Origin of the sequence: Methylobacterium isbiliense, assembly GCF_022179325.1 — a bacterium.
GTDB classification, from domain to species: Bacteria; Pseudomonadota; Alphaproteobacteria; order Rhizobiales; family Beijerinckiaceae; genus Methylobacterium; species Methylobacterium isbiliense.
Genome location: NZ_BPQQ01000113.1, coordinates 1 through 11472, shown reverse-complemented (window position 1 = coordinate 11472; position 11472 = coordinate 1). Strand labels below are relative to the sequence as shown.

Below are 11472 nucleotides of genomic sequence, written 5' to 3'. Positions count from 1 at the left end.
GGGCTCGCGAACCTCGCGGTTTCATCGCGCGTGCTGAGTCGTCCAACCATGGCCAAGACCGTTCCGGCACCTATTCGGTCACGACGCGGAGCGATGGGGAAGGGCATGTGGCGCTGCGCGAAGCCGACACGATCGAGGCGACCCACTCCGATGCGCGGCACCGCAGGCATAACGCCCGGCCGCGACCCCGACAGGTCTCTCGGCTGAAGGGAACGCGGCGACGGCCGCTCCTAGGAGCAGGCCGCTGCCGAATGCAATCTTCGAAGCCATGTCAGGACCCCGGCCGCCGATCCGACCGGACCGCCCCCACGTCGAGGCAGGCCCATCGCACGAGTAAGCCCATGCTCCGGACCGTCCGCGTTGATCTGGCGCAAGGTCGCGGTTGTTCTCTCAGCCGAAGCGGCCCGTGACGTATCGCGAGGTTCTCGGATCCCGCGGGCGCACGAAGATGTCCTCCGTCGTACCGGACTCCACGATCTCGCCGAGGTACATGAAGGCCGTGAACTGCGAGATGCGGGCGGCCTGCTGCATGTTGTGAGTGACGATGACGACGGTGAAGTCTTGACGCAGCTGGTCGATGAGATCCTCGATCTTACCGGTGGAGATCGGATCGAGGGCCGAGGTCGGCTCGTCGAAGCACAGCACGGTCGGCTTCAACGCCAGCATGCGGGCGATGCAGAGCCGCTGCTGCTGCCCCCCCGACAGGCTCGCGCCCGATTGCCGGAGTATGTCCTTGACCTCGTCCCAGAGTGCAGCCTTGCGCAGGGCGTCCTCCACCCGTTCATCGAGGGCCGACCGAGACAGGCGATGGTTCAGGCGGATGCCGAAGGCCACGTTCTCGTAGATCGACATCGGGAAGGGGGACGGCTTCTGGAAGACCATGCCGATCCGCGCGCGCAGTTCGCAGAGGTCGATCTTGTCCGACAGGATGTTGCGGCCCTCGAACAGGATCTCGCCGGTGGCGCGCTGGTCGGGATAGAGGCTGCAGATCCGGTTGAGGCAGCGCAGCAGCGTCGACTTCCCGCAGCCAGAAGGACCGATCAGCGCCGTGACGCGGTGCGCGAAGACGGTGAGGCTGTTCGCCTTAAGCACGTGGTTCTGGCCGTACCAGAAGTCGAGATCGCGGATCGCGATGCAGGGCTGCAGGTCGTCAGGCGCAACGGCGGCGCTCGGCGTCACGGTGATGGCGACGGTCGTCATGCTCACCTCGTGGGGCGGCTCAGCCGCTCCGGGCAACGCCGCCCAGGTGCAGCCGCATCCCTGCGCGCACCATCAGTCATCCAGATCCGCACGGCGTCGTTGCGCCAGATCAAGGTCTGCAGCCATTCCTGTCAGGCCTTGAGAAGAATTCATTCCGTCCCGCCATCGAACGTTGTTCTATATGTTCACTGGCTAAATATCCGGTTGCAGGGATTGGCTGACGAGCGACAAAATCCGTCGGGGTTGCGCTGCATCAACGCGCCGGCCGCACCCCAGCGTGATCATTCGAAGATCGTTTCCATGCAGTGCCGGACGGCAGATCCAAGCCGGCCGCATCCTGACGGAGTGCCCACGCGATGATCAAGGATCTGCTCGTCGTCATCGATGGTCTCGGCGAGGCAGTCGGGCCCTACGCGCTGGCATTGGCCCGGATGCTCGGCGCCTCCGTCAGCAGCCTGTGTCTCCGGGCGGAGCCCGACGATGGCAACCTCGCCCTGGCTGAGGTGCGCCCTGATTGTAATCCGGCCCGCCTGTCACCACAGACTCAAGTGGCGTAGCCGGCGGCAACGCCGTCGTTTGTAGGGCTCCAGACCGCGATTGCACCTGACGCAATGACTTCCTGACATGCTTTTGCGTCAGACCGTGATCCCGGTCCCCGATCGCCGCCTCACGCCAACCCTCGTCATGCGACACTGCGCGGCAATCGTTGCAGCGGATCGCCTCAGGCGTACAGCTTGTTCGTGCCGCAGGCGGATCGCGGTCCGTCGCGGCGATGATCCCGCTCCACCTGTCGAGGCGCCGATCGCGACAGGGCGGTCTGACGCTGATCGACGATGCTCGGCAGGAAGCGATGGAACGGTGCTGCGTGCCGGTCAGACCGCCGCTCACTGTAGCTGTGGAGCACGTCCTTCAGCGCGCAAATGCGGTCGCCCGGACGGCCATAGGACGCTTCCAACTCGTTGAGGGCATCGGCCACGAGCGCCGTGATGGTCGTGTCGGAAACGGCTGATGCATGGTCGAGCTTGCGGAGGCAGCGGTTCACCGGGTTCGTCATGGACGTCACCTCGTTTGCGCGCGCGGACGGGTACGCCGAACTGTCACGCGTCAACAGTCTGCCGGATCATCTTGATCCATTCGCCTCCCGAGCCACGCAGCATCCTTTCCAAGTCTCACCCCACCTTCGCCAGCAGGATCGCGGTGCGGACCGCCATCTGTCGCTGCGCCGGGGTGAAGCTTGGGGCCGAGACGAGTATCCGAGCCCACTGGTTTGCTTTCACGGCCGCAGCGATGTCGAGGGAGACGCCCTCCACGATCGCGCGCGGCCCGGGCGTCGGGTCGGCGAGATAGCCGGCGACGGCCGTGGTCAGGTCATCGTCGGTGAGGCACTTGGCCTTGTAGAGATCGCTGAAGGTCTGCGCGTCAGCCACGGCCGAACTCCCATAGCGGCAGACCTCGATACCGCCCCGGCTTGTTTCGCTGGCACCGCCACAGGTGCACCCAAAGGAATGCCGTCGTCAACTCGTGGACGGGGTAGAAGCAGGGTACCGGCATGCCGCACCAATCCGCGCTCAAGGCCGCAACCGGATCAGCCGAAGGCCCTGATCCAGTTCGCCACGAAGTCGCCAGCAGCGAAAGCGATGCCCAGGATCGCGATCGCGGCACCCAGCAAGACGAGGAGCACCGACGCGACGGACATGGAGCGCCTGGGCGCCCCATGTCGCGCTCGTGAGAATGGGCTGTGCACCTACTCGGCCGCTGCTGCAGCCTTCGGCTTGCGTCCGCGCTTAGCAGGCTCCTTCACGGCCGAATCGGGCACTACCGGCTTCGCGGCGTCCCGCTCACGGCGGATCTGGCCGAGCCCGAGGTTCTTCGCAAGCTCCGAGCGGGCGGCCGAGTAGCTCTCCGCCACCATGGGGTAGGTCGGCGGGAGGCCGAACTTCGCCCGGTAGTCGTTCGGCGTCAGGCCCTGGCTGCTGAGGTGCCGCTTCAGGCTCTTGTACGGCCTGCCGTCAACGAAGCTGATCAGCGCGTCCGGCGTGATGGACTTCTTGATCTGAACCGCGGTCGCCTTGGGCGTCTCCGTGGCGGCAGGAGGCGGCGGGTTCAGGAGATTGCCGAGCGCATCGTGCACGCTCCTGAGCAGGTCGGGCAGATCGGCGGCCCGCACGTTGTTGTTCGACACGTAGGCTGAGACGATGTCGGCCGCGAGCTCGACGGAAGTGCCTGAAGTAGGGTCGGTCATTTGCTGATCCTGTGATGACACCTCGTTCTGGGTTGGCACGATCATCAGGTCAACGGCATAATCCAGCATTCACACAGATCTACCCCGATGTTGAGAGCGCAAACTCCGCATTGATGTGGGACAAGGACCTCGCAGGCCGTGAACGTACGACTGCAGCCGGTCGTTCGTAGGTGAGGCGAGCAAGGAGCCGTGCCGATGGGCATCATGGACAGGGCTTGGCGGCCGGGCCGGATCGTCGAGATGGGCGCGCACGGGCTGACCCGGTACGCGGTCATGAGCAACGGCGACACGATCTGGTGGGGCTCGGAGGAGGAGGTTCCCGATCAAGTGGCGTTGGCGGCTTGGGCCGCAGAGGCCGACGCGGCACGCTTGCGAGCGTCCGAAGCCAAGGAGCGCGAGACTGCTTGATCTGCCTGCGGATCGTTCGGGCTAACGGATCAGCGATCGCGCAAACTCAGGCCTGCGTGATCAGAGCGAAGCAGAAGTGCCAACATGGTCACAAGTACGAAGGTTGGCAATCCCGACCCATTGCCCATGCGCGCGAGCGGGATCGCAAGCCCGTTAGTGAGCCAGGAACAGAGGCACGGGACTCTGGGCTAATAGTGATCGGGTCGCGCCGCCCAGGAACCACTCGCGCAGGCGCGAGTGCCGGTAGGCGCCCATTACGACCATCTCGGCCCGAAACAGGCTGGCCTGGGCGCGCAGGGTGGCCGCGACGCTCTCGCCCTTCGGCAGATCGTTGACGGAGACATTGACGCCGTGGCGCGCGAGGTGGGGCGCAAATTCGGCTCCCGGCACCTCGACGTGGATCTCCGCCTCGTCGCCGATCGAGACGATCTCGACCGCCTCGGCCGCGCGCAGGAACGGCAACGCGTCGTTGGTGGCCCGTGCCGCCTGGGCGCTGCCGTCCCAGGCGACGACGATCCGCCGGGCGGAGAACGCCGCGTGGCCTGGCGGCACCGCGATGACCGGGCGACCGCTATGGAACAGCGCCTTCTCCACCATCTCGCGGTCGAGGTCGTAGGTTCGAGGGCCGATGTCGAGGATCGTCAGGTCGTGCAGCCGAGCCTGCGCGGCCAAGCGGTTCACGATGTCCGGATAGGGCAGGCTCGGTGCCTCGGTCGTGCAGACCACCCCGGCCTGCACCGCGTCGCCGGCCGAGCGTGCTGCGATGGAGCGAGCCAGCGCGTCGAGGCGGCGGTCGATGACCGCGACGCCTTCGTGGTAGAAGTCGCCGAGCCAAGCGTCGTCGCCGGATAGGCGCCAAGAAGCTGACTGGACGGTGAGGTGGGCGCCGGCGGCCTTGGCCAGCGTCAAGCCGTAGCCGATGGCGGACGAAGCCTCCTCGCGCTCGGTCTCCACGGCGGTGCCGACGAGGACGTCGCGAATGCCTAAGCTCGACTTTGGCCAATTGGGCGGGTCGTTGAGGGTGTGAGGTGACGAAGCAGGTGTGGCGGGTAGGCTGGTTGCGTCCCCGCCAAGAGACACCGCCATGCTGCCCCTGCCTACCTGCTTCGCCGGGCTCATCCTGGCGTTCGCGCCGCTGTTCGTCCAACGCTCGTGGCGCCATGCTCAGCTTCTGCTGACCGGCGCGATCCTGACGCCGGGCCGCCGCACGGTGACGAGCGTCCTGCGCATCATGGGCCGTGCACAGGAGCGACGGTTCGTGAACGCCCACCGCATCCTCAACCGGGCAGCGTGGTGCCCGCGCAGCGGCAGCCGTATCCTGCTCGGGCTCCTCATCGACGCGTTCGCGCAACGCGGCCCCGTGGTCCTGGGACTGGACGACATGATCGAGCGCCGCCGCGGCAAACGCATCGCGGCCAAGGGCATCTATCGTGATCCGGTTCGCTCCTCCGACAGTCATTTCGTCAAGGCGAGCGGGCTGCGCTGGATGAGCCTGATGTTGCTCGCCCCAATCCCCTGGGCAAGGCGCATCTGGGCGCTGCCGTTCCTGACCGCGCTGGTGCCGTCCGAGCGCGCCTGTCGCGAACGGGGCCGTCGGCACAAGCCGTTGCTCGACGTCGGGCGTCAACTCGCCCTCCAAGCGCGGCGCTGGCTGCCGGGCCGCGATCTCGTTGTGGTGGGCGACAGCGGCTTCTCCGGCCTGCTGTTCCTCGACGCGATGCGCCGCGCCCGCATCACGGCGATCACCCGCCTGCGGCTCGACGCAGCACTCTACGACCCCGCCCCGCCGCGGCTGCCCGGCACGATCGGACACCCGCGGACCAAAGGCGCGCGGCCGCCGACGCTCGCCGTGACCCTCGCGGCCAAAGACACGCGCTGGCACGCGGTTGTGGTGCCGGGCCGGTACGGGGCGGGCAAGCGCACAATCGAGATCGCCTCGGGCACCGCGGTGTGGCGGCACGGCGGCTTGCCCGTCGTGCCGATCCGTTGGGTGCTCATCCGCGATCCCGAGGCGCGCTTCCCGCCCCAGGCCCTGCTGTGCACCGATCCGACGCGCGAGCCCGCGCAGATCGTGGGGTGGTTCGTGCGGCGCTGGACCGTCGAGGTCACCTTCCGGGAGGTGCGCGCCCATCTCGGCGTCGAGACGCAGCGGCAGTGGTCCAACACGGCGATTGCCCGCACCACGCCCTGCCTGCTCGCCCTGTTCTCGATCGTCACATTGCTGGCTGCACGGCTCCCGGCCCGCCAACGACAACGGATCGCGGCCGCCGCGTGGTACTCCAAACCGCGTCCGACCTTCGCCGATGCTCTGGCCGCCGTGCGCTGTGCGATCTGGCGCGAGCGGACTTTGGCAACATCACCGCGTCGGCCCGCCCGAACAAAACCCCGCTTCCGCTTGCCCGCACCCTGGGCCTATGCCCTGGTCAGCCCCCCTTGAAGTGGTCCGCCCTGAAGTATGGCTTGTGAGCCAGGAGGACGGACGAGATGGCGAAGCGACCCAAGCCCGAGGAGATTGTTGCCAAGCTGCGGCAGGCGGATGTGCTGGTCTCGCAGGGGCAGAGCGTGGCCGACGCGATCCGCGCGATCGGCGTGAGCGAGGTCACCTACTATCGCTGGCGGCGTGAGTTCGGCGGGCTCAAGTCCGACCAGGTGCGCCGGATGAAGGAGCTGGAGACCGAGAACCAGCGGCTGCGCAAGGCGATCGCGGATCTCACGCTCGACAAGCTGATCCTGCAGGAGGCGGCACGGGGAAACTTCTGAGCCCCGCGCGCCGACGCGCCTGCATCGAGCATGTCCGGACCGTGCTGACGGTCTCCGAGCGGCGCGCCTGTCGCGCGCTCGGGCAGCATCGCTCGACACAGCGCAAGGTGCCGCGGGGGAGAGAGGACGAGGCGGCGCTGCTCGCCGACCTGATCGAGTTGGCGCGCCGCTATGGCCGCTACGGCTACCGCAAGATCGCCGCCCTGCTGCGGGCGGCGGGCTGGTGGATCAACGACAAGCGGGTGGAGCGGCTCTGGCGGCAGGAGGGGCTGAAGGTGCCGGCCCGCCAGCCCAAGAAGGGCCGGCTATGGGATGGGGCTGGCTCCTGCCTGCGGCTGCGGCCCGAGCACCGCAACCATGTCTGGTCCTACGATTTCGTCGAGGCGCGCACGCATGACGGGCGCAAGTTCCGCCTGCTCAACGTCATCGACGAGTTCACCCGCGAGTGTCTGACCATCCGCGTGGCCCGCAAGCTCAAGGCAGCGGACGTGATCGATGTGCTCTCGGACTTGTTCATCCTGCGTGGCGTGCCCGCGCACGTTCGTTCCGATAATGGACCTGAGTTCATCGCCACATCTGTGCAGAAGTGGATCACCGCTGTGGGCGCAAAGACGGCCTACATCACCCCGGGCTCGCCCTGGGAGAACGGCTACATCGAGAGCTTCAACGCGAGGCTACGGGACGAGTTGCTGAACGGGGAGATCTTCTACTCGCTGCGAGAGGCGCAGATCCTGATCGAGAGCTGGAGGAGACACTACAACGGGGTTCGGCCACACGCCTCTCTGGGCTACCGGCCGCCAGCCCCCGAGGTGGTCGTGCCCGCCTTGACCGCTTGGCCGGCTGCGCTCGCCCGACCGGCTCTGCCGGCCAAGCTACCTGTGGTGGACAGGCCTACGGTCCACTAACATTCCAACCGGACCACCCCGTGGGGGCTGATCACGCCGCGCCCGTCCGAGGCCGCGAGCACCCGGCCCGCCGCATCGACGATCATCACCCGGGTGCGCTCCCGGTCCTCCGGCGCGACCCGCACGCCCGACACGATGGCGCGGGCCTGCGGCTCCCAGTCGAAATGGATCGCCAGCACGCCGAGCGGGCGGCCGTCGGCGCGGCCCCCCTCGCGCACCCCGGCGCAGTAGGTGGCCGCCTGGGCGCCGCCCAGGAGCGGGCGCACCGCCACCTCGGCGGCCACGTAGGCGTCGCCGTTCGGCAGGGCCGCGGCGCGCCGGAACCAGTCCTCGCCGGCCACGCTCGCCCCCACGACCCCCGGGAAGCGGTCCGGGCGGCCGTTCGCCACCACTACGCCCGAGGCGTCGCAGAGCCAGAGGTCGAGATAGACCGTGTAGGCCGACAGGATCACGCCGAGCCGCTCGCCCGCATAGGCGGCCCGGTCCGCATCCGGCGCGGCCGCGCAATCCACGATGGCCGGGTCGGTCGCCCACCAGCGCACGTCGCAGGTCCGCTCGTAGAGATTGCGGTCGATGAGTTCGACCGCGTTGAGGGCGAGGTCGACCATCCGCTCGCCCTGGGCGGTCTCGGAGAGGCGGCGCATCATACCCTGGAGATCGGTGATGCGCCCGGCGAGTTCGGCTTCGAGGGATGCGGCGATGCTCTCGACCTGCGCGCCGACCGCCCGGACCTCCTGCGCCACGACCGAGAAGCCGCGGCCCTGCTCCCCGGCCCGCGCCGCCTCGATCAGCGCGTTCAGCGCGAGCATCTTCACCTGCGCGGTGATCGCCTGGATCGACCGGATCTTGTCACCTGCAATCCTGCGAACCTCGTCTGTCTTCTCTGCAACTTGAGACAGTGTCGGCACGCTATCGCCGACCAGAATGGTTGCACTGGAGGTCGTAGCCATCGCCCTGCTCATAGCACCATCAAGATACGTTCCTCATTACCTTAGATTACTGACACAGAGTCAGTCTGGATCTGAACTAAGTCAACAGGCATAAAGTAGTTGCCATATGGCCTAGTCCGTAGCTGAGTCTCAGCGAGTTGCTCCGGGCGGCTGGAGCGTGGCACCTGCTGAGGAACCCGATCTGCTTGGGGCGGTTGACTTCCCGTATAAGCAATCGACCATCCTGAACGCCGGCCGTCCCCCCCGCGCCGGCGCTCCTTTGCGCGCTGAAGGGAGAGAGGTACGAGCCGGGTGTCACAAGGGAGGAATCCGACACCCGGCCCGCTGTCCCGCAGCAGGAGCGCGTGGACCGTGCGGAAACGGGGAGAGCCTCGCACAGCCACGGAGCGGCTCCCTGACCAAGATCAGGACAGGAATTGCAGCACGGGCTGGATGTCGAAAAGGTGGGATCCGACACCTGGCCCGCTGTCCCGCTGCGGGAGCGTGAACCGTGCGGAACGGGGAGAGCCTCGCACGAGAGGCGGGGCGGTTCGCCCACAATGAGCAGGGAAGTCCGTGCGGGCCGGGCGTGTGTTCTCACGTGTGTTCTCAAGGGAGACCACCGCCCGGCCCGCCGTCCCACATCGCCGTGGATGACCGGCGCGGGACCTCCTTAGTGTCGCACAAGGCGTGCCAGGGGTCTCGCGCGCAGAAAGACTATTGCAGTCTAGCCTCGCGCCCGCGTGGGCCCCGCCTGAGGCCGATCATCTGGGGCTCGACTGGGGGCTGGCGCGAGACGCCCGCGAGGACTTCCGAACACTGTCCGGAGGTTCCGTAACGCGTTCCATACCGGCGCTTATGCGAATGGGCCGGTCTCGCGCGAGGCGACGATCGTCAGGCCGGATCCCAGATGACGTGGAGCCAGATCCAGGCGGCAACCGGGTGCGGTCGGGCGCACATCGCCTAGATCGTGAAGCGGGGTGCAGCGCCGATGTAGCCGGAGATCAGGTCGCTGGCCGCGCTAGTGTGCGACGGGGGCCGGCAGATGGGGCGGCCGATCTGACCGCCCCAGGTGTTGCTGCGCTTCGAGGTGTCTGGCTCAGGCGCTATGGGCCTCAGCGGGTGAGCGTGGAGCTCTGCTGGGCGACGCCGGAGAATGCCTTGCTGGCCTCCTCGACCGCGCGAACCGAACCCTCGGCGATGGCCTTGCTGTCCTGCACCATGTGCTGCAGCCCCTCGCGGATCAGCTCACTCTGGATCGCGGTGAACTCCTGAAGCGAGGTGGCGCGCGTCAGCTTGTTCAGGCCATCGAGATTGCGCTGCCACTGCTTCTGGCCGAGCTCGAACCAGTCCCGAGAGGCGTCCTGCACGGCTTGGGTCAGAACCGTGCCGCAGCGCGTGACCGCCTCAAAGTTCTGCTGGGACTGACGGGCGAAGCGATCGCTGTCTTGTCCGGTGAAGCCGAAGGAGCGTGTGAAACGATCTGCGGCCTCGCGGGCATGCTGAGAAGCTGTCTCGACGTTCGTCTGCAAGATTTTCTTGACGTTCTGTGTGGCTTTTTCACCGAGATCGGCCATCTTGCTCATGTCGTCGCGGGCGGCATCGGCGAACTGGGCGCTCTGCTCGGCGGTCTTGTTGATGCTCGCCTTGGCAGCCTCGGTAAGCTTTTCGGCTTGCTCGGCTTGCTTGTTCGGCGCGGTGGTCGAATTGAAGGTCATGGGGGTTTCCAATCTTTTTGCGAGTATGCACTTGGGATATTTTCTGAATACAACAAGCACATTGCGCCCATACGGCGAAAGAAATTGGCTATTTTTGTGGGCTTCACCTATATCGTGACAATTTGAATGCTTTCAAGGCTCCAAGATAAATTTTCTCTAAGATAAATCTTTCAGATTTCATCAATCGTCATGCTCAAGGTTCAAGCAACTGATTATACTGCACGATCAGGTTTACTGCTGCGATTTCCAACCAAACCATTTGCACCCCCGAGGCATAAAACAGCTCATCCTACAGCAGTGCCGCCCATACGGTAGAGCTTAGAGCGCTGGCGTGACCGCCAGCCCTCACAGCGCCCACCCGCTCGGCGGAAGCGGATCACGGCCGAGAGCTGGGGCCAGTCGATTGGGTAGAAGCCGCGGTGCTCGCGCCGGATCGGCATGGGATCAGTTCAGCCCGAAGCTCTTTCCGCCAAGCCTAAGGCCGAGCTTGGCCATGCGCCAGATCCTCGACGCTGACCGGCAGAGAAAGACGTCGCCGCACGGCGCGATCGGTCGTGTGCTTGCAGCCTGTCTCAAATTATCTGACGACGGACAACACCCGCTTCGATACGCCGCCTTCACGCCCAGCGCGTCACCCAATCTCCTGCATAGCTCCGCAGCCAAAGCCAACACACAGGCTTTGGCTGCGGCCGACGTCAATCCGCGATGCGCTTGGCCAATCCCGCATGCGGGAAGTCGACCTCGGTCTTGAACACCTCGTTGACGTAGTTTGTCAGCACGTTCGCCGCCACGTGCAACACGATCTCAACGGTCTGCGCATCCGTGTAGCCGGCTGCGCGCAAGGCCGCGACGTCGGCCTCCGTCACATCAGCGCGGGTCACCGCGACTTTGCGGGCGAAAGTGACCGCCGCGTCGGCACGGGCATCGGTCGACCGGCCTTCTCGGTTGGCCGCGATCTCCGCTTCTTCGAGCTTGTGGCGCTTGGCGAGCGCTGTGTGAGCTGCGTTGCAGTAATCGCAGCCATTGACGTTCGCGATCGCCAGAGCGATCCGCTCACGCGTCGCAGCGTCGAGTGTACCGCGTGCGAGCGCCCCGGAGAAGGCGAGCACGCCTTCAAGGCCGGCTGGGCTCTGCGCCAGAACCTTGTAGAGGTTCGGCACGACGCCGAGTTTCTTGCCTACGCCGTCGAGTAGGTCCTTGGCATTACCGGTCGCCGTGACCGGATCGACGGAAGCGATACGTTGCATAGTCAATCTCCTGATGATCGAGCAGTGACACGAAGCAGTGCAAGTCAGCTGCGGCCGAGGCGG

At 66.3% G+C, this 11472-nt stretch carries 11 protein-coding genes and 1 pseudogene; 4 read left to right on the top strand and 8 right to left on the bottom strand.

The genetic code is table 11. The features are described 5' to 3' along the window. Window positions 1-390: 390 nt before the first annotated feature. Window positions 391-1200 carry a phosphate ABC transporter ATP-binding protein PstB gene (gene pstB, locus MFF61_RS31855; protein ID WP_238241698.1) on the bottom strand — a complete coding sequence of 270 codons (810 nt, stop codon included), beginning with the start codon at window positions 1198-1200 and terminating at the stop codon, window positions 391-393. A 356-nt stretch (window positions 1201-1556) separates the two neighbouring features. Here pstB and MFF61_RS31850 point away from each other — a divergent pair, with 356 nt between their 5' ends. After that, window positions 1557-1757: a hypothetical protein gene (locus MFF61_RS31850; RefSeq protein ID WP_238241697.1), complete on the top strand. Its 201-nt coding sequence runs from the start codon at window positions 1557-1559 to the stop codon at window positions 1755-1757. Window positions 1758-1921: 164 nt separating this feature from the next. Here the strand turns inward: MFF61_RS31850 and MFF61_RS31845 are convergent, their stop codons facing one another. From MFF61_RS31845 to MFF61_RS31835, 3 genes are all read right to left on the bottom strand, one after another. After that, window positions 1922-2254 (bottom strand): hypothetical protein, encoded by a 333-nt coding sequence (locus tag MFF61_RS31845; RefSeq protein ID WP_238241696.1) that lies wholly within the window; start codon window positions 2252-2254, stop codon window positions 1922-1924. Between the two features lie 115 nt (window positions 2255-2369). Then, entirely contained in the window at window positions 2370-2627 is a 258-nt protein-coding gene (locus MFF61_RS31840; RefSeq protein ID WP_238241695.1) for a hypothetical protein, read from the bottom strand. Between the two features lie 317 nt (window positions 2628-2944). Further along, entirely contained in the window at window positions 2945-3442 is a 498-nt protein-coding gene (locus MFF61_RS31835; protein ID WP_238241699.1) for a Ros/MucR family transcriptional regulator, read from the bottom strand. Window positions 3443-3637: 195 nt separating this feature from the next. Here MFF61_RS31835 and MFF61_RS31830 point away from each other — a divergent pair, with 195 nt between their 5' ends. Beyond that, window positions 3638-3850 carry a hypothetical protein gene (locus MFF61_RS31830; protein ID WP_238241694.1) on the top strand — a complete coding sequence of 71 codons (213 nt, stop codon included), beginning with the start codon at window positions 3638-3640 and terminating at the stop codon, window positions 3848-3850. Window positions 3851-4003: 153 nt separating this feature from the next. Here MFF61_RS31830 and MFF61_RS31825 read toward each other — a convergent pair whose 3' ends face one another. Next, window positions 4004-4936, bottom strand: coding sequence for a universal stress protein (locus MFF61_RS31825; protein ID WP_238241693.1), 933 nt, complete (start codon window positions 4934-4936; stop codon window positions 4004-4006). Here MFF61_RS31825 and MFF61_RS31820 point away from each other — a divergent pair. After that, on the top strand, window positions 4935-6287 hold the full coding sequence (locus tag MFF61_RS31820) for an IS701 family transposase (RefSeq protein WP_238241692.1): 1353 nt from the start codon (window positions 4935-4937) through the stop codon (window positions 6285-6287). The genes MFF61_RS31825 and MFF61_RS31820 overlap by 2 nt on opposite strands. 47 nt (window positions 6288-6334) lie before the next feature. Next, a protein-coding gene (locus MFF61_RS31815) for an IS3 family transposase (protein ID WP_238241691.1) occupies window positions 6335-7515 on the top strand; the annotation gives its coding sequence in 2 pieces (ribosomal slippage) (window positions 6335-6596 and window positions 6596-7515; 1182 coding nt in all). Between the two features lie 2 nt (window positions 7516-7517). Here MFF61_RS31815 and MFF61_RS31810 read toward each other — a convergent pair. From MFF61_RS31810 to MFF61_RS31800, 3 genes and pseudogenes are all read right to left on the bottom strand, one after another. Beyond that, a pseudogene (locus MFF61_RS31810) lies at window positions 7518-8465 on the bottom strand (methyl-accepting chemotaxis protein); the annotation flags it as partial. A gap of 1094 nt (window positions 8466-9559) precedes the next feature. Next, window positions 9560-10162 carry a phasin family protein gene (locus MFF61_RS31805; RefSeq protein ID WP_238241690.1) on the bottom strand — a complete coding sequence of 201 codons (603 nt, stop codon included), beginning with the start codon at window positions 10160-10162 and terminating at the stop codon, window positions 9560-9562. A gap of 695 nt (window positions 10163-10857) precedes the next feature. Beyond that, window positions 10858-11409, bottom strand: coding sequence for a carboxymuconolactone decarboxylase family protein (locus MFF61_RS31800; protein ID WP_238241689.1), 552 nt, complete (start codon window positions 11407-11409; stop codon window positions 10858-10860). Window positions 11410-11472 lie beyond the last annotated feature (63 nt).

Excerpts from the sequence above, each read along its gene's own strand:
- MFF61_RS31830 (WP_238241694.1), top strand. The coding sequence starts at position 3,638 with ATGGGCATCATGGACAGGGCTTGGCGGCCGGGCCGGATCGTCGAGATG.
- MFF61_RS31820 (WP_238241692.1), top strand. The coding sequence starts at position 4,935 with ATGCTGCCCCTGCCTACCTGCTTCGCCGGGCTCATCCTGGCGTTCGCG.
- MFF61_RS31825 (WP_238241693.1), bottom strand. The coding sequence starts at position 4,936 with ATGGCGGTGTCTCTTGGCGGGGACGCAACCAGCCTACCCGCCACACCT.
- pstB (WP_238241698.1), bottom strand. The coding sequence starts at position 1,200 with ATGACGACCGTCGCCATCACCGTGACGCCGAGCGCCGCCGTTGCGCCT.
- MFF61_RS31845 (WP_238241696.1), bottom strand. The coding sequence starts at position 2,254 with ATGACGAACCCGGTGAACCGCTGCCTCCGCAAGCTCGACCATGCATCA.
- MFF61_RS31800 (WP_238241689.1), bottom strand. The coding sequence starts at position 11,409 with ATGCAACGTATCGCTTCCGTCGATCCGGTCACGGCGACCGGTAATGCC.
- MFF61_RS31835 (WP_238241699.1), bottom strand. The coding sequence starts at position 3,442 with ATGACCGACCCTACTTCAGGCACTTCCGTCGAGCTCGCGGCCGACATC.
- MFF61_RS31805 (WP_238241690.1), bottom strand. The coding sequence starts at position 10,162 with ATGACCTTCAATTCGACCACCGCGCCGAACAAGCAAGCCGAGCAAGCC.
- MFF61_RS31850 (WP_238241697.1), top strand. The coding sequence starts at position 1,557 with ATGATCAAGGATCTGCTCGTCGTCATCGATGGTCTCGGCGAGGCAGTC.